Annotated in this window: 15 protein-coding genes; 8 read left to right on the top strand and 7 right to left on the bottom strand. The window is 60.3% G+C overall.

The window, feature by feature from the left end; all coding sequences use genetic code 11:
• Positions 1-74: 74 nt before the first annotated feature.
• Both AC0Z8Z_RS23260 and AC0Z8Z_RS23255 read left to right on the top strand, forming a co-directional pair.
• Positions 75-587 carry a dihydrofolate reductase gene (locus AC0Z8Z_RS23260; protein WP_485620726.1) on the top strand — a complete coding sequence of 171 codons (513 nt, stop codon included), beginning with the start codon at positions 75-77 and terminating at the stop codon, positions 585-587.
• Positions 588-891: 304 nt separating this feature from the next.
• Entirely contained in the window at positions 892-1947 is a 1056-nt protein-coding gene (locus AC0Z8Z_RS23255; protein ID WP_485620669.1) for an HAD family hydrolase, read from the top strand.
• A gap of 44 nt (positions 1948-1991) precedes the next feature.
• Here AC0Z8Z_RS23255 and AC0Z8Z_RS23250 read toward each other — a convergent pair whose 3' ends face one another.
• The gene (locus tag AC0Z8Z_RS23250) at positions 1992-3254 is read right to left on the bottom strand and encodes a DASH family cryptochrome (RefSeq protein WP_485620668.1); all 1263 of its coding nucleotides are present in this window, start codon (positions 3252-3254) and stop codon (positions 1992-1994) included.
• A gap of 143 nt (positions 3255-3397) precedes the next feature.
• Between AC0Z8Z_RS23250 and AC0Z8Z_RS23245 the strand changes: the two genes are divergently transcribed.
• The gene (locus AC0Z8Z_RS23245) at positions 3398-3862 is read left to right on the top strand and encodes a DUF3429 domain-containing protein (RefSeq protein WP_485620667.1); all 465 of its coding nucleotides are present in this window, start codon (positions 3398-3400) and stop codon (positions 3860-3862) included.
• Positions 3863-3994: 132 nt separating this feature from the next.
• Here AC0Z8Z_RS23245 and ilvD read toward each other — a convergent pair whose 3' ends face one another.
• Entirely contained in the window at positions 3995-5842 is a 1848-nt protein-coding gene (gene ilvD, locus AC0Z8Z_RS23240; RefSeq protein ID WP_485620666.1) for a dihydroxy-acid dehydratase, read from the bottom strand.
• A gap of 470 nt (positions 5843-6312) precedes the next feature.
• Here ilvD and AC0Z8Z_RS23235 point away from each other — a divergent pair, with 470 nt between their 5' ends.
• Complete coding sequence (locus AC0Z8Z_RS23235; protein WP_172610048.1) at positions 6313-6771, top strand: REP-associated tyrosine transposase; 459 nt, start codon at positions 6313-6315, stop codon at positions 6769-6771.
• A gap of 227 nt (positions 6772-6998) precedes the next feature.
• Here AC0Z8Z_RS23235 and AC0Z8Z_RS23230 read toward each other — a convergent pair whose 3' ends face one another.
• Positions 6999-8195 (bottom strand): class I SAM-dependent rRNA methyltransferase, encoded by a 1197-nt coding sequence (locus AC0Z8Z_RS23230; protein ID WP_122536781.1) that lies wholly within the window; start codon positions 8193-8195, stop codon positions 6999-7001.
• Positions 8196-8363: 168 nt separating this feature from the next.
• Here AC0Z8Z_RS23230 and AC0Z8Z_RS23225 point away from each other — a divergent pair, with 168 nt between their 5' ends.
• The 3 genes from AC0Z8Z_RS23225 (at position 8364) to AC0Z8Z_RS23215 (ending at position 10582) form a co-directional block, all read left to right on the top strand.
• Positions 8364-9230, top strand: a complete 867-nt coding sequence (locus AC0Z8Z_RS23225; protein WP_122536782.1) for an HDOD domain-containing protein — start codon at positions 8364-8366, stop codon at positions 9228-9230.
• A 38-nt stretch (positions 9231-9268) separates the two neighbouring features.
• A complete protein-coding gene (mutM, locus tag AC0Z8Z_RS23220) occupies positions 9269-10081 on the top strand; it encodes a bifunctional DNA-formamidopyrimidine glycosylase/DNA-(apurinic or apyrimidinic site) lyase (RefSeq protein WP_485620665.1) in 813 nt (270 codons plus the stop codon).
• 165 nt (positions 10082-10246) lie between these two features.
• Complete coding sequence (locus tag AC0Z8Z_RS23215) at positions 10247-10582, top strand: multidrug transporter (RefSeq protein ID WP_172610044.1); 336 nt, start codon at positions 10247-10249, stop codon at positions 10580-10582.
• Here AC0Z8Z_RS23215 and ggt read toward each other — a convergent pair.
• From ggt to AC0Z8Z_RS23195, 4 genes are all read right to left on the bottom strand, one after another.
• Entirely contained in the window at positions 10564-12297 is a 1734-nt protein-coding gene (ggt, locus tag AC0Z8Z_RS23210) for a gamma-glutamyltransferase (RefSeq protein ID WP_485620725.1), read from the bottom strand. The two genes, AC0Z8Z_RS23215 and ggt, sit on opposite strands and share 19 nt — an antisense overlap.
• 89 nt (positions 12298-12386) lie before the next feature.
• Positions 12387-12638 (bottom strand): YfhL family 4Fe-4S dicluster ferredoxin, encoded by a 252-nt coding sequence (locus AC0Z8Z_RS23205; protein ID WP_065991092.1) that lies wholly within the window; start codon positions 12636-12638, stop codon positions 12387-12389.
• Between the two features lie 99 nt (positions 12639-12737).
• Positions 12738-13217, bottom strand: coding sequence for a pantetheine-phosphate adenylyltransferase (gene coaD, locus AC0Z8Z_RS23200; RefSeq protein ID WP_065991094.1), 480 nt, complete (start codon positions 13215-13217; stop codon positions 12738-12740).
• A gap of 306 nt (positions 13218-13523) precedes the next feature.
• Positions 13524-14963: a coniferyl aldehyde dehydrogenase gene (locus AC0Z8Z_RS23195; RefSeq protein WP_485620664.1), complete on the bottom strand. Its 1440-nt coding sequence runs from the start codon at positions 14961-14963 to the stop codon at positions 13524-13526.
• A gap of 147 nt (positions 14964-15110) precedes the next feature.
• Here AC0Z8Z_RS23195 and AC0Z8Z_RS23190 point away from each other — a divergent pair, with 147 nt between their 5' ends.
• The gene (locus tag AC0Z8Z_RS23190) at positions 15111-16307 is read left to right on the top strand and encodes an MFS transporter (protein ID WP_485620663.1); all 1197 of its coding nucleotides are present in this window, start codon (positions 15111-15113) and stop codon (positions 16305-16307) included.
• Positions 16308-16323: the final 16 nt, after the last annotated feature.

Genomic DNA, 16323 nt, shown 5'->3' with positions numbered 1-16323 from the left:
CGAAAACTGCCGCTATGAAACGCCTTTCACTTTGTCAGTTCAGCAAAACAGGCGCCTCTGGTATCCTCGCCGCCATGAAAAACTCTCTCCCACTCAGCCTGATTGCAGCTATCGGTGAAAACCGCGTTATCGGCTGGAATAACTCTATGCCCTGGCACCTGCCGGGCGATTTCAAATATTTCAAGGCGACCACGCTGGGCAAGCCGATCATCATGGGTCGCAATACTTGGGATTCCCTAGGCCGTCCGCTGCCGGGCCGGTTGAATCTGGTGGTCACGCGTCAGCAGAATTTGCAGCTTGAAGGCGCGGAAGTGTTCACCTCTCTGGAGGCGGCGGTGGAACGCGCCGAAGAGTGGGCGGCCAAGCAGGGCGTCAGTGAAGTGATGCTGATCGGCGGCGCGCAGCTTTACGGCCAGGCGCTCGAGCATGCTGACCGCCTATACCTTACTCGCGTGGCGCTGAGCCCCAAAGGAGACGCGTGGTTTCCGGAATTCGATCTGGCGCAGTGGAAACTGGTTTCCGACACGCCAAACCCGGCGCTGGACGACAAGCCTGCGTACCGTTTTGAGGTATGGGAGCGAGTCTGATATCGCTCTCGCGAGCAAGCTCGCTCCTACAGGGGAATGCGACCAACTGTGGGAGTGAGCTTGCTCACGAAGATGGCATTTCAGCCGGTGAAGATTTAGGGGATGTGCCGGCCTATTCGCGAGCAAGCTCGCTCCCACAAGTTTAAGCAGCTCAAGCGTTGTCACAAAAACGTCGTTTTCATGTCATCTGTCGCGAATGGCGATCTGGGTGACGCCAGCAAGACGGACGCTGTCGCTGACGCATCCAAACAGTCATCGCTTTTTGTTACGGTCCTCCTCGAACCAAAAAGGGGAGGAGATCACCATGAAATTCGTACCAACACTTCTGGCGACTGCGCTGTGTCTCGGCCTGGCCGGACAGGTATTCGCCACCGAGCTCAACCACTGGCCCGCGCCTGCCGCCAAGCAGCTCAACGCCATGATTGCGGCGAACGCCAACAAAGGTAATTTCGCCGTTTTCGACATGGACAACACCAGCTACCGCTACGACCTGGAGGAGTCACTGCTGCCGTTCATGGAAAACAAAGGGCTGATCACCCGCGACACACTCGATCCTTCCCTCAAGCTCATCCCGTTCAAGGACACCGCTGACCACAAGGAAAGCCTGTTCAGTTACTACTACCGACTCTGCGAAATCGACGACATGGTCTGCTATCCGTGGGTCGCGCAAGTGTTTTCCGGCTTCACCCTCAAAGAACTCAAAGGCTACGTCGACGAGCTGATGGCCTCGGGTAAACCCGTACCAAGCACGTATTACGAAGGCGACGTGGTCAAGACCATCGAAGTGCAGCCGCCCAAGGTCTTCACCGGCCAGGCCGAGCTGTACAACAAGCTGATGGAAAACGGCATCGAGGTCTATGTGATGACCGCGGCGTCAGAAGAGCTGGTGCGCATGGTCGCCTCTGATCCTAAATACGGCTACAACGTGAAGCCGCAGAACGTCATCGGCGTGACCACGCTGCTGAAAAACCGCGAGACAGGCGAGCTGACCACCGCGCGCAAGCAAATCACCGCCGGCAAATACGATGAAAAAGCCAACCTTGGTCTTGAGCTGACGCCTTACCTGTGGACCCCGGCGACGTGGATGGCCGGCAAGCAGGCGGCGATCCTGACCTACATCGATCAGTGGAAAAAACCGGTGCTGGTGGGCGGCGACACCCCTACCAGCGACGGTTACATGCTGTTCCACAGCGTCGACGTCAGCAAAGGCGGCGTTCACCTGTGGGTCAATCGCAAGGACAAGTACATGACCCAGCTCAACGGCATGATGAAGACCAACGCCGAGGCGCAGGCCAAAGAGGGCTTGCCGGTGACGGCGGACAAGAACTGGGTGATCGTCAAGCCGCACGAGATTCAGTAAGCCGTCTCATCGCGCGGCGTGGCGATATGCCGTGCCGCGCACTGTCAGGCCCATAGCCTGCGGTAGGCGCCGTCGGCATCATGTTCGTCCGCCTGCTTCGTGGTGTTGAATCGCCGACCGCCCCTCGGGTCCGTTCCGTAGCCGGCGATGTACAGCCAATTGCCCTGATTGCTGTAGACGTCGTAATCCACCAGCTGTGCTTCGAACCAGGCGGCCCCGGCGCGCCAATCGCCCTTCAGGTCGAAGATCAGGTAACTGGCGACGATCTGGCGCATTCGGTTGGACAGATAGCCCGTCGCCGCCAATTCCCGCATACCCGCATCAATCAACGCCTCTCCGGTTTCACCCCGACACCAGCGCGCAAACCCCTGTGGGTTGTGGCCCGGCTCGCTGTTCCCTTTCAGGCCGCTGGCGCGATAGAGAAGCCGGCCGTATTTCAGATGCAGCAAGCGAAAGTAATCACGCCACAGCAACTCGAAATAAATCCAGTACGTGCTGTCGTTGGCGCCGTGCTCGGCTTCGAAAGCCTTCAACGCCTGATCGACCTGCGGCGCTGCCAGCGAACCGCGTGCAAGCCAGGGCGAAAACTTGGTGGAGGCGTCCACAGCGCTCAGGTTGTTGCGCGTGGCTTTGTAGCTGTTCGCCAGACCCCGACGGAAATACTGCTGCAGATGCTCGATGGCCGCATGCTCGCCGCCGTGGAACGCTTGCTGTTGGTAAGGAAACGCCGAGCGGGAGTCCAGAGGCGCAGGCGATTGCAGCGTGACCGGTTCAATGCCTTGCGGCAGCGCAGGAATTGTCGTGGGCGACGGTATGGCGGGGCGTGCAGAAGTGTGGGCTTTTTCCACAAGGCGCCGAAAGCTGCTGAAGATGTCGGGCAGCTCCTCGACCGCCATCGGTAACTCATCCAGCGGAAACAGTGTCGACTGCCAGTGATCTTCCACAGTCAGTCCCGCTGCGCGAAGGGCCTGCACCTGGGCTTCCTCTTCCGGCGCCGCGATGCGTTCGCAGATGACCGTATCGACGCCCCATTCGTGGGCCAGGGCGACAAGCTGTTCAACCGGATCACCCTCGATCCGCATCAACCCACTGCCGTGGGCCCGCAACTGCACGGCCAGTGCGCTGACCGCTGATTGTTCGAAATACTGACGATGGGCGCCGATGCGTTCAAAGCCCCATGGCGTTGGGCCCGCTGCCGGCGCGCAGTAAACCGGCAGCAGTGTGTCCGCCTGTTCACGCGCGCGAGTAAAGGCAGGGTTGTCAGCAAGCCGAAGGTCCTGGCGGAACCAATAGATCAACGTATTCATGTGGGGGACTCAGCGACTAGGGTTCAAGGCCTTGATCAGTCGGTTTCAGGACGCGGTCCTTTTTCCGGTCGAGCGAAGAGAAGCTAAACAGGTTTGCTCTTTTGAGCCATAGTCTTTCAGGTATAGGACTGAAAGGGGCTCAAATGAAACCGTTGTCGCTGTCTTCGTCGCCAAGGTATGTCGCCCTGTTGGGTTATGGTGGATTGCTGCCGTTCATCGGGCTGCTGTTGCTGATTCTGTTCTCAGTCGAATACCGCCCGTTCTTGACGCAAGCGCTGGTCGCTTACGGGGCAGTGATCCTGAGTTTTGTGGGCGCGCTGCATTGGGGATTCGCCATGACCCTGCAAGGCTTGAATCCCGATCAGTGTCGCGAGCGTTTCATCTGGAGTGTCATCCCGGCACTGATCGCCTGGCCCGCGCTGTTATTGCCGGCACCATTGGGGCTGTTGCTGCTGATTTTCGGTTTCGTCGCGCACTACTGGCAGGACCGGCGTCTGGTGAAAGCCACAACACTGCCCGCCTGGTATCTGCCGATGCGTCTGCGTTTAACGTTGGTCGCCAGTCTTTGCCTGCTGTTGGGCGCGATCACTGTAGCGATTGGCGCCTGAAACCTCCGGTGTCCGCATCTGTTGGAGGCTAAATCGATGGTTCGGCTGGATGTCCGAGCCTTACCTCCTCTAATCGGCAGGCAGACAAAAAACACCCCGACATGCGGGGTGTTTTTCAGCGCGGAGTGATGCTTATGGCATCAGCTTGTCGAGCATCGCCTTGTCACGCACAGCACCTTTGTCGGCGCTGGTGGCCAGCAAGGCGTAGGCCTTGAGGGCGGTGGTCACTTTGCGAGGGCGTGACTCCACCGGTTTCCAGCCTTTCTGTTCCTGCTCGGCGCGGCGTTCAGCCATTTCCGCGTCGTCAATCAGCAGATTGATCGAACGATTCGGAATGTCGATCAACACCTTGTCGCCGTCACGGACCAGACCGATTGCGCCGCCCGCGGCGGCTTCAGGGGAGGCGTGGCCGATGGACAGACCAGAGGTGCCGCCCGAGAAACGCCCGTCGGTCAGCAGCGCGCAGTCTTTGCCCAGGCCTTTGGATTTCAGGTACGACGTCGGGTACAGCATTTCCTGCATGCCCGGGCCGCCCTTCGGACCTTCGTAACGGATAATCACGATGTCGCCGGCCTTCACCTCGTCTGCCAGAATGCCGCGTACCGCGCTGTCCTGACTTTCGAATATCTTGGCGTTGCCTTCGAACACGTGGATCGACTCGTCCACGCCGGCGGTTTTCACCACGCAGCCGTCGAGCGCGATGTTGCCGTACAACACGGCCAGGCCGCCTTCCTGGGAGTAGGCGTGCTCGACGCTACGGATGCAGCCGTTCTCGCGGTCGTCGTCCAGGGTTTCCCAACGGGTGGACTGGCTGAAGGCCGTCTGGGTCGGAATACCGGCAGGGCCCGCTTTGAAGAAGTGATGCACCGCTTCATCATCAGTCTGGGTGATGTCCCACTTGGCGATGGCTTCTTCCATGGATTTGCTGTGCACGGTCGGCAAATCAGTGTGCAGCAGGCCGCCACGGGCCAGCGAGCCGAGGATGCTGAAGATGCCGCCGGCGCGGTGAACGTCTTCCATGTGGTACTTCTGGATGTTCGGCGCAACCTTGCACAGCTGCGGCACGCGGCGCGACAGGCGATCAATGTCGCGCAGGTCGAATGGAATCTCGGCTTCCTGGGCAGCGGCCAGCAAATGCAGGATGGTATTGGTCGAACCGCCCATGGCGATGTCGAGGGTCATCGCGTTCTCGAACGCCTTGAAGTTGGCGATATTGCGCGGCAGCACCGAGTCGTCGTTGTCTTTGTAATAGGTTTTGCACAGGTCGACGATAGTGCGGCCGGCCTGCAGGAACAGCTGTTCGCGGTCGGAGTGGGTCGCCAGCGTCGAGCCGTTGCCCGGCAGCGCAAGGCCCAGTGCTTCGGTCAGGCAGTTCATCGAGTTGGCGGTGAACATCCCGGAGCACGACCCGCAGGTCGGGCACGCACTGCGCTCGTATTCAGCGACTTTCTCGTCGGACGCGGTTGAGTCGGCAGCGATGACCATGGCGTCAACCAGGTCCAGGCCGTGGCTGGCGAGCTTGGTCTTGCCGGCTTCCATCGGGCCGCCGGAAACGAAGATCACCGGGATGTTGAGGCGCAACGCAGCCATCAGCATGCCGGGGGTGATCTTGTCGCAGTTGGAGATGCAGACGATGGCGTCGGCGCAGTGGGCGTTGACCATGTACTCGACCGAGTCGGCGATGATCTCGCGACTTGGCAGCGAATACAGCATGCCGTCGTGGCCCATGGCGATGCCGTCATCTACCGCGATGGTGTTGAATTCCTTGGCGACGCCGCCGGCTTTTTCGATCTCGCGCGCCACCAGCTGGCCCATGTCCTTCAAATGGACGTGGCCCGGAACGAACTGGGTGAACGAGTTGGCGATGGCGATGATCGGTTTCTTGAAATCGTCGTCCTTCATGCCCGTGGCACGCCACAAAGCGCGCGCACCGGCCATATTGCGGCCGTGGGTAGACGTTTTCGAACGGTAATCAGGCATTGGAACACTCCGGCTAATCGGCTGAATGAGGAAGGGAGTGAGCTTCTAGTGACGTCGTGTGCAAAAGGCAGTGACCGGATGCAGCGAAGAAACCGAACGATACGGGATCACCGTACGCCCAGCCTGAGCTCATAAACCCGCCGGGGATGACTGGCGATGAATAGCGCTGATTCTACACCTGTGAGGGCGGTAGGGAATGGCGGGAAGTGGTGGCCGTCAGGTCTCAGGTCTGATTGCCAAACGGGTGGGTGGGATCCGACCGCAATCGCGAGCAAGCTCACTCCTACACAGATGCCCGCTGATTCGAGCGTTCAATGGTACTGGCGAAATTGCGAGGCCCGGTGCCGAACCCCTGTAGGAGTGAGCTTGCTCGCGATAAGGATCTTGCAGACACATCCGGAATCTCTGTTTGGCGTCTACCCCTCAGGCACTGTTCTAGCCTTCCTGGTAATCACCAACAGGAGCGACTGATGCCGGAAATGCCGCGTGGAAAATGTCTAAGAAACGGAAGATTTTCAGAGTCGGGACGGATTTACCTCGTCACTTCGGTTACCCATAACCGGGAGCAGGTTTTCAGCGACTGGAAGCTTGGACGATTGGTTGTGAACGAGTTCCGCGCCGCTCAGTCCTCGGGGGCGGCGGATTCGTTAGCGTGGGTCATCATGCCCGACCACATCCACTGGCTGCTTGAACTGACGGGAGGTGAACTCACTCGGATTTTACAGGGAGTGAAATCGCGAAGCGCTCGCGCAATCAATCAGTCGCGAGGAACGCACCGGCAAGTCTGGCAGAGGGGTTTTCACGACAGAGCATTACGACGGGAGGACGATCTTTTGATGATGGCCAGATACATTGTCGCCAATCCGTTGAGGGCTGGATTGGTCAAACGGGTCGGAGATTATCCGCTGTGGGACGCGAGTTGGTTTTGAAGCAGAATCGCGAGCAAGCTCACTCCTACAGGTACTGTGCATCGCCTGTAGGAGTGAGCTTGCTCGCGATCTGTTGCGAAGCGACAGTAATCCTGCAATCGCATTCACTCAGACATGTCGCTGTCGTCTGATTTGCTGCTTGTTCCCGGCAGATCGCGGGACAAGCCACGCGCCTACAGGTTTTGCAGAGGACCTGTAGGAGTGGGCGGCTCGACACGCCACAGCCATCAACTGTTCGGCAGCAACCGGCAGGTGATGCTTTTGATGTAGCGCGTCTCTGGGATCGCCGGGTGAACCGGGTGGTCCGGGCCTTGGCCGCCGCGCTCGAGCAGCTGAATATTGCGGTCCAGGTGGCGGGCGCTGGTGAGGAGGATGTTTTGCAGGTCGTCCTCCGGCAGGTGCATCGAGCAGGAAGCGCTGACCAGAATGCCGTCCTTGCTGAGCAGGCGCATGGCTTGCTCGTTCAGGCGGCGGTAGGCGCCTTCGCCGTTTTTCATGTCCTTCTTGCGTTTGATGAACGCGGGCGGGTCGGCGATGATCACGTCGAAACGCTCTTCAGCCGCTTTCAGCTCCTTCAGCGCCTCAAACACGTCGCCTTCGATGCAGGTGACCTTCTCCGCGAAGCCATTGAGTGCCGCGTTACGCTCCACGCCGTCCAGTGCAAAGGCCGAAGCGTCAACGCAGAACACTTCGCTGGCGCCGAACGCACCGGCCTGGATGCCCCAGCCGCCGATGTAACTGAACAGGTCCAGCACACGCTTGCCCTTGGCGTACGGCGCCAGGCGCGCGCGGTTCATGCGGTGGTCGTAGAACCAGCCAGTCTTCTGGCCTTCCATCACCGGCGCTTCGAACTTCACGCCGTTTTCTTCCAGCGCGACCCACTCCGGCACCAGGCCGAACGCAGTTTCAACGTAGCGGTTCAGCCCTTCGGCGTCGCGTGCGGCGGAATCATTCTTGAGCAGAATGCCGCTTGGCTTGATCACTTGAATCAGCGCAGCGAGCACGTCGTCCTTGAGTTGCTCCATGGCCGCTGACGCCAGCTGCACCACCAGGATGTCGCCGAAGCGATCCACCACCAGGCCCGGCAACAGATCGGAGTCGCCGTAGACCAGGCGATAGAACGGCTTGTCGAACAGACGCTCGCGCAGCGACAGGCAGACATTCAGGCGATGAACGAGCAGCGACTTGTCCAGTGGCAACTTGATGTCGCGGGACAGCAGCCGTGCGCAGATCAGGTTCTGCGGGCTCATCGCGACGATACCCAGCGGCTTGCCGCCGGCTGCTTCAAGAACGGCTTGAGCGCCCGGAGCAAAGCCGTTGAGCGGGGTGGCAGCGACGTCGATTTCGTTGCTGTAGACCCACAAATGACCGTTGCGCAAACGGCGATCGGCGTTGGGCTTGAGGCGCAAGCTAGGCAGGGACATGACGTCGCTCCGGAAAAAAGAGCGGGAGTATAGCGCGTCAGCCTGCTGGAGGTCGCGCCGTGCTCAATTACCGTCTGGCTGTCCGTCGGACCCGTTGAATCGTCATACAGTTGTAGACCCATGGCCGCGAGGGGTTAGAATCGTGGCCTGAACCCGAGTGTGAAGTTTATGTCCCAAGAGCTTACGTCCGAGCAGATCCAGCAGGCGTTACAAGGCATCAGCGTTCCGCCCCAGCCGCAAATCATGGTGGATTTGCAGATGGAGCAGTACATGCCCGACCCTGACCTGGGTGCCATCGCCCGGCTGATCGCTCAGGATCCGGGGCTCTCCGGGGCGCTGCTGAAAATTGTCAACTCCAGCCATTACGGCCTGAGCAACAAAATCGCTTCGATTCAGCGGGCGGTGAATCTGCTTGGTAGCCGCTCGGTCATCAACCTGATCAACGCGCAATCGATCAAGGGCGAGATGAGCGATGAAACCATCGTCGTGCTCAACCGTTTCTGGGATACCGCTCAGGACGTGGCGATGACCAGTCTGACGCTGGCCAAGCGCATCGGCTCGCAAACCGTGGACGAGTCCTACGCGCTGGGTCTGTTTCATGACTGCGGGGTGCCGCTGATGATCAAGCGTTTTCCCGATTACATGAGCGTCCTCGAAGAAGCGTATGCCAACGCCACCGCCGAGTGCCGTGTGGTCGACACCGAGAACAGGCTGTTAAACACCAATCACGCCGTTGTGGGTTATTTCACCGCCAAGTCCTGGCGTTTGCCGGAACATGTCAGCAATGCGATCGCCAATCACCACAATGCCCTGGCGATTTTTCAGGACGACTCGGGTCGCAATGCGCCGCTGAAAAACATGCTCGCTGTGCTGAAAATGGCCGAGCATGTCTGTGAATCTCACCGCGTTCTGGGGAACGAGCCCGTCGATCATGAGTGGAACAGCATTGGTCCGCTGGTGCTCGATTACGTTGGCTTGTCCGACTATGACTTCGAAAACCTCAAAGAAAGCATTCGTGAGCTGAGTGCGCACTGACCCTGCGCGCCTGACCTCATCCTTCATCGAGCGGCCCCATGCCTGAATTACCAGAAGTCGAAACCACCCGCCGGGGCATTGCGCCGCACCTGGTGGGCCAGCGCGTCAGCCGGGTAATCGTGCGTGATCGTCGCCTGCGCTGGCCGATCCCTGAAGACCTCGACGTGCGCCTGTCGGGGCAGAAAATCGTGGCGGTCGAGCGGCGTGCCAAATACCTCCTGATTCAGGCGGAGGTTGGCACCTTGATCAGCCACCTCGGCATGTCGGGCAATCTGCGTCTGGTGGATGCCGGCCTGCCGCCGCTCAAGCACGAGCACGTCGACATCGAACTCGAATCCGGCCTGGCTTTGCGCTACACCGACCCGCGGCGTTTCGGCGCCATGCTCTGGAGTCTCGACCCGCTCAACCACGAGCTGCTCGCCCGCCTCGGGCCGGAGCCACTGACGGACGTGTTCGACGGGTTGCGTCTGTTCGAGCTGTCACGGGGCAGGGCAATGGCAGTCAAGCCGTTCATCATGGACAACGCGATCGTCGTGGGCGTCGGCAATATCTATGCGACCGAAGCGCTGTTTGCCGCCGGCACTGATCCGCGCCGTGCCGCCGGGAGCGTTTCCAAGGCTCGCTATATAAAGCTGGCGATTGAAATCAAACGCATCCTGGCCGCCGCCATCGAACGGGGCGGTACCACGCTGCGCGATTTCATCGGCGGGGACGGCCAGCCTGGCTACTTCCAGCAGGAACTGTTCGCCTACGGCCGTGGCGAGGAGCCGTGCAAGGTCTGCGGGACCACGCTGCGAGAGGTGAAGCTGGGTCAGCGTGCCAGCGTTTACTGCCCGAAGTGCCAGAAATAATTCCCAACGGCGACAGGAAGTACTGACTGCCGCTTGATCGGGAGGCTTTATCCGACGTCTCCTACAGGGCGTGTGTCGTTAGTGAGACACGCCGCCCCTTGCGTAAGCCCGCGCCCCGTTTATAGTGAACAGCTCCATCTCTGCCTTAGCCTGAAGGACCATGCCATGAGCCCGTTTCGCATGCTTGCTGCCACATTGGCCGTGTTCTTCGGCTTGCAATTCACGCCTGCGCTGGCTCAGGACGCGACAGGCAGTGGTGATCCCGTCTACGAAATCGAAAGCCCTCCTGCCTACGCGATGATCGGCGACCTGCTGATTGCGCGGCCGATTCTCATCGCCGCCACCATCATTGGCGCCGGATTGTTTGTGGTTGCATTGCCGTTTACCGCCACCGGCGGCGGCATTGGCCGTACCGGCAAGGCGCTGGTCGTGGATCCGGGCAAGGCGGCATTTGTCCGCTGCCTCGGTTGCACCGGCGATGGTTACGGCAAGCAGGACTGATCGGCGCAGGCGCGCATCAGCTTCAGCGCGCCATCGGGTTTGAAGATCGTCGACACGCCAATGCCGCGTGGGTCACTGGCCGCTTCAACCCGGCCACTGTTCCTGTGCCACAACAACACCTGCTGATTGCCAAAATCCTTCGCCGTCTCCTTCAGTGCGTAACCGCGCTCGCGCAGGTCGGCCAATTCCTGTTCCGTGAATGTCGCCGGCTCGTACTCGACCACATCCGGTGTGTACTGGTGGTGATAGCGCGGCGTTGATACCCAGCTGGCAATCGGCTTGTCGTCCAGGTACTGCAGCATCGACAGCAGCACCATGCTTGGGATACGGCTGCCGCCCGGCGTGCCGAAGGCGGCGAGCGACTGCGGGCCTTCTATGAAGCTCGGACTCATGCTCGACAGTGGCCGCTTGCCCGGCTCGATGGCATTGGCGTGACCGTCTGCCGCCGCCGAGGCTCCCTGGCCTTTTGGGTCGAGGGCGAAGTCGTCCATTTCGTCGTTGAGGATGATCCCGGTGCCAGGCACGGTAAACGCCGAGCCAAAGGGCAGATTCAGCGAGAGTGTCGCCGTGACGGCGTTGCCTTCGTTGTCCAGCACGGCGAAATGGCTGGTGTTGTCGCCCTCACGCCAGCGCGGAGCGGGTGGCAGGATGTTGTTGGGCGTGGCGCGGTGGGGGTCGATGCTGGTGGTGAGTTGCAGCAAGTAGTCGGGGGAGAGCAGTTGAGCCACCGGGTTGGGCACGAAGTCAGGGTCCCCGAGCAACACGCGATCACGGTAAGCGCGGCGCAGCGCCTCGATCACAAAGTGCGCCCGCTGGATTTTGCCCGACTCTCGCCACGGCAGCTGTTGCAGCATGAACAGACTTTGCGCCAGAGCGATGCCACCTGCCGAGGGCGGCGGTGCGCTGATCAGCTCGCGTTGATCGGCCAGCTGAACGCGCAGAGGCGTGCGCGTGACGACTTCATACTCTTCAAAGTCGTGATAATTCCAGATGCCGCCGGCGCGACGAACGCCACTGACCATCGCCTGCGCCACCAGGCCGCTGTAGAACCCTGCGCGACCATTGTCGGCAAGGTGCTCCAGCGTCTGCGCGAGCTCCGGCTGGGTGATGACGTCACCCAGATTCGGCACGTCGTTGTTGCGCAGGAACAGGCGCGCGCTCTCCTTGTTATTACGCAGCGCGAACAGCCGCCAACTGGCGCGCTCGCGATAAACACTGTCTACCTTAAAACCGCGATACGCGACCCGAATGGCCGGCGCCAGCGAGATCGAAAGCGGCAGTCGGCCGTAGCGTTCAGCCAGTTCGACCAGCGCAGCGGGCAGTCCCGGAATCGCGGCCGCCAGAGGTCCGTTCAGGGACAGGTCCGGCTGGAGGATCCCGTTGCGGTGGAACATCTTGGGTTTGGATTTGAGCGGCGCTTTTTCGCGCGCGTCGAGAAACTGATACTGGACGGGGACACCCGATTGGCGCAGCAGGAAAAACCCGCCGCCGCCGAGGCCCGACCCGTAAGGTTCAACCACGGCAAGCGTGGCGCTGATGGCAATGGCGGCATCGAATGCGTTACCGCCGTCGACCAGGATTTCCTGACCGGCTGCCGTCGCGATGGGATGCGGGCTGGCGATGGCGGCCTGATCAGGATGATCGGGGCTGGCCTGAGCCGAACAAACGCACAGCAGAAACACTGCGCCCGACAAAACAGGTATCCGTTCCAGCATAGAGATCATGCGTATCTCGCTCAATTCAACAGGCGTTATAAGCCAGTGTCTTCGGCGAAAGCACGTATGCCGACAGGATATGCGTTCGGTTATGCCTTGCTGGTGATCAGGTTGTACTTGGCCATGAGCTCGTCCTTGCTCTCCACATGGTTTTCATCCAGCGGGATGCAATCCACGGGGCAGACCTGCTGGCACTGCGGTTCGTCATAGTGGCCGACGCATTCGGTGCACAGGTTGGGATTGATCACGTAGATCTCTTCACCCTGGGAAATGGCTTCGTTCGGGCACTCGGGTTCGCAGACGTCGCAGTTGATGCAATCGTCGGTGATGATCAGGGACATGGATACTCCTGCCACGGTCGACACCGAGGCATATCAAAACGAATGCGGCGAATTGTGCCGCATTAGCGCTCGGTATGCACCTTACCTCGACGCAAGGCCTCAGGCTTTGAAGCGTTCGCTCAGCGCCTGGGCCACGGCGGGGTGTACGAACTTGGTGATATCACCGCCTAATGCGGCGATTTCCCGGACTAGCGTAGATGAAATGAACGAATAGCGTTCGGACGGCGTAAGAAAAAGACTTTCGATGTCAGGGGCCAGTTGCTTGTTCATGTTGGCGAGCTGAAATTCGTACTCGAAATCCGACACCGCGCGCAGGCCGCGCAGCAGGATATTCGCGTTCTGTTCCTGAGCAAAGTGCGCCAGCAGCGTCGAAAATCCTACGACTTCCACGTTGTGCAGGTGTTTGGTCGCTTCGCGGGCGAGCGCGACACGTTGCTCCAGCGGGAACAGGGGGTTTTTCTTGGGGCTGGCGGCAACGGCGATGACCACTTGATCGAACAGGCGCGAGGCGCGCTCGACCAGATCGCCATGACCCTTGGTGATAGGGTCGAAGGTGCCGGGGTACAACACTCGGTTCATCGCGTCGTCCTGGTCGGAGTTCGTTGGGGACTGGATGGTAACGCAGCGCAATGGACCGGCCAAGCTGCTGAAGAATGTAGTGGGGCGTTGCGGTGTGGCGCGCGACGATTTCCTGGCTAAAGCCAGTTCTACAGGATAATCGCGTTCAAATAGTGGGACCGGCTTCAGCCGGGAAGAGGCCCGTGTGGACGCCATAAGATTTGCGGTGTGACGCTAGACGCCTTCCCGGCTAAAGCCGGTCCCACAATGTTCCACAGCCAGCCCCGCTGGCCAAGTGCGTTGGGTCAGTCAGAATTCGCAAGCCCATCAGCGCACGAACAGTCGCTGAATCAGCTTCTGAATTGCCTTTCCATAGGGCGGGTAGAGCAGCCGTGCGGCGTTGAATCGTTGCTTGATCAACACACCTTTGGCATGGCTGAACGTCAGAAACCCTTCGTGCCCGTGGTAATGGCCCATGCCCGACGCGCCGATGCCGCCGAAAGGCAAGTCGTCCTGGGCGACATGCAGCAGGGTGTCATTCAGGCAGACGCCGCCCGAATGCGTCTGCTCCAGCACTCGGTTCTGTTCATGTCGGTCGTAGCCGAAGTAGTACAGCGCCAGTGGCCTTGGACGCTGATTGATGTAGGCGAACGCGTGCTCGATCTGGTCGTAGGGTACGATCGGCAGCAGCGGGCCGAAGATCTCGTCCTGCATGATCAGCATGTCGTCGCTCACATCCAGAATCAGGCTGAACGGCATTCTGCGGTCCTGCCCCTCGGCGAACAGCTGAACCACCCGGGCACCCTTGGTTTGCGCGTCGGCGAGATACGAATTCAGCCGTGCGACATGCCGCTGATTGATGATGGCGGTGTAGTCCGGGTTATCCGTCAATGTCGGATAAAGCCGCGTGACGGCTTCCCTGTAGGATTCGACGAATTCGTCAACGCGATCCCTGGACACCAGAACGTAGTCGGGCGCTACGCAGGTTTGCCCGGCATTAAGGGTTTTGCCAAAAGCGATGCGTTCGGCGGCGTCCTTGAGCGGGACGTCGCGGGACACGATGGCGGGGGATTTGCCGCCCAGCTCCAGCGTCACGGGCGTGAGGTTTTCCGCCGCCGCGTGCATGACATGCCGCCCGACGCTGGTGGCACCCGTGAACAATAAATGATCAAACGGCAGTCTGGAGAAGGCCGCACCAACCTCTGCCTCGCCCAACACAACGCCGACGTGGTCCTCCGCAAACACCCGCCCCAGCAGGGTTTTCAGCAAGGCACCGGTGGCGGGCGTGGATTCGCTGAGCTTAAGCATCGCGCGGTTACCCGCCGCCAACGCGCCCGCCAGCGGCCCGATGGCCAGATACAGTGGGTAATTCCACGGCACCACCACGCCAATCACCCCCAATGGTTGGTAAACGACTTTGGCGCTGGCGGGCTGGAACGCCAGGCCGACGCTTCGGCGCGAAGGCCGCATCCATTTCTTCAAATGACGTTGGGCGTGGCGGATGTTGTGCAGGCAGGGCATCAGCTCGGCGAGGAGCGTTTCATCGGCGCTGCGGTGGCTGAAATCAGCGCTGATCGCGTCAATGATCGCCTGACGCTCGGTGCTGAGCAGCGTGTGCAGGCGGTCGAGCCATTGCCTGCGTTCTTGCAGCGTCGGCATCGGATTGGCGGCGAATGCGCGACGTTGTTCGTCGAATACCTGCTCCAGGCTGCTGCGAAGGGGAGGGGCATCGTCTGCACATGGCAGAAGACTGGATTCGACGGGCATCGCAGCGGTCCTGATTGACGTTATGCAGTGCTTTTAGAGTCATTGCTCTACGAAGTCAACGGTGCTTGCATTCGCTCGCAGGCGCACGCCAGACTGTCCGGGCAAAAAACTGAACTGCCGCCCTGCATCACCTGACACGGAGTCTCAATGCGCACGGATTATCTGGCGTTTTTTCTTTCCCTGTTCCTCTCGCGCCTTGCCGATCAGGTTCTCCTGTTTCTGGTGCCGCTGATTGTGTTCCAGAGCACCAACAGCGCGTCACTGGCAGGGCTTGCGTTCTTCGTCGAGACATTGCCGCGCTTCCTTGCATTCCCCATTTGCGGCGCGCTTTGCGACAAACACTCTCCCATCCGGCTGCTGCACATCAGCCAGATATATCGCGCCTTGATCTGCCTGGTCGCCATGGGGCTGTACGGCCTGTTTGGCGGCATCGGCTGGCTGATCGTTCTGTCGGCAATATGCGGCGTCCTGACCACCCAGGGAATCATGGCCCGTGAGGTGGTGATGCCGCACATTTTCCCGGATTACCGCTACGGCAAGACGCTCTCCTACTCTCAGATTGCCGACCAGACCGGCTTGGTGCTCGGCCCTTTGCTGGCGGCGCTGGCGCTGGAAATCTGCCCGTGGTGGGGGGTCGTCATCGGTGTGGCGCTGGTCTTCGTCGCGGCGGATCTGGCCATGCGCGTCTGGCAACGCAACAGCGATGTCACGCTGGAGCGCTTTGATCAACACGCCGACATCTGGACTCAGCCACTGAAAATCGCTTTCGGGCATATTCGCCGGCTGCCCGAGTTGCAGAAGATCATTTTGCTGGCTGTCGGCGTCAACCTGATCGTCGGTGTCACGCTGGCCAGCTCCGCCGCCATGGTGATCGGCTCATTTAGCGAGAGCAAAGATTTCTACGCTGGCCTCCAGGCGGCGGGCGCGTTGCTGACCATCGCGATCCTGTTTGTCCTGGCGCGGATAAGCCTGCCGCTGAAACTGCTCGGTGCGATGTCATACATCGTCTTGCTGCTGGGTGCATTCATTACCGCTACCAGTGCGTCATCCGGGGTCTACCTCGTCGGCTTTCTGCTGATCGTCGGCTTCGACAAGATGTTCAACGTGTACATGCGCAGCATCCGTCAGCGGGTCATCCCGGCGCGCGACTTCGGCAAGACCGTGGGCGTCATCACGCTGCTGAACAACCTGTCGCAACCGCTGGCCGGTCTGCTGGTCGGCGTGCTGACGGCGCCAATCGGGCTGCGCGGCGTCATTTTGATCAACGCGCTGGCGGCAGGCGTGCTCGGGGTGGGTGTGGCAGCGGTGGTTCGGCTCAGGCTGGCGACTGCCATGGAGCGATGAAGTCTGCAAAGGGCCC

The sequence above is a fragment of the Pseudomonas sp. 1L-C-7-B-C1 genome, from assembly GCF_057291635.1.
The sequence above is the reverse complement of the archived record's forward strand: the minus strand, read 5'-3'. Positions and strand labels throughout refer to the sequence as shown.

Coding starts and splice junctions, on each gene's coding strand:
- AC0Z8Z_RS23235 (WP_172610048.1), top strand. CDS start 6,313: ATGCCGGAAATGCCGCGTGGAAAATGTCTAAGAAACGGAAGATTTTCA.
- AC0Z8Z_RS23195 (WP_485620664.1), bottom strand. CDS start 14,963: ATGCCCGTCGAATCCAGTCTTCTGCCATGTGCAGACGATGCCCCTCCC.
- ggt (WP_485620725.1), bottom strand. CDS start 12,297: ATGCTGGAACGGATACCTGTTTTGTCGGGCGCAGTGTTTCTGCTGTGC.
- AC0Z8Z_RS23260 (WP_485620726.1), top strand. CDS start 75: ATGAAAAACTCTCTCCCACTCAGCCTGATTGCAGCTATCGGTGAAAAC.
- AC0Z8Z_RS23230 (WP_122536781.1), bottom strand. CDS start 8,195: ATGTCCCTGCCTAGCTTGCGCCTCAAGCCCAACGCCGATCGCCGTTTG.
- AC0Z8Z_RS23190 (WP_485620663.1), top strand. CDS start 15,111: ATGCGCACGGATTATCTGGCGTTTTTTCTTTCCCTGTTCCTCTCGCGC.
- ilvD (WP_485620666.1), bottom strand. CDS start 5,842: ATGCCTGATTACCGTTCGAAAACGTCTACCCACGGCCGCAATATGGCC.
- AC0Z8Z_RS23225 (WP_122536782.1), top strand. CDS start 8,364: ATGTCCCAAGAGCTTACGTCCGAGCAGATCCAGCAGGCGTTACAAGGC.
- AC0Z8Z_RS23205 (WP_065991092.1), bottom strand. CDS start 12,638: ATGTCCCTGATCATCACCGACGATTGCATCAACTGCGACGTCTGCGAA.
- coaD (WP_065991094.1), bottom strand. CDS start 13,217: ATGAACCGAGTGTTGTACCCCGGCACCTTCGACCCTATCACCAAGGGT.
- AC0Z8Z_RS23250 (WP_485620668.1), bottom strand. CDS start 3,254: ATGAATACGTTGATCTATTGGTTCCGCCAGGACCTTCGGCTTGCTGAC.
- mutM (WP_485620665.1), top strand. CDS start 9,269: ATGCCTGAATTACCAGAAGTCGAAACCACCCGCCGGGGCATTGCGCCG.
- AC0Z8Z_RS23245 (WP_485620667.1), top strand. CDS start 3,398: ATGAAACCGTTGTCGCTGTCTTCGTCGCCAAGGTATGTCGCCCTGTTG.
- AC0Z8Z_RS23255 (WP_485620669.1), top strand. CDS start 892: ATGAAATTCGTACCAACACTTCTGGCGACTGCGCTGTGTCTCGGCCTG.
- AC0Z8Z_RS23215 (WP_172610044.1), top strand. CDS start 10,247: ATGAGCCCGTTTCGCATGCTTGCTGCCACATTGGCCGTGTTCTTCGGC.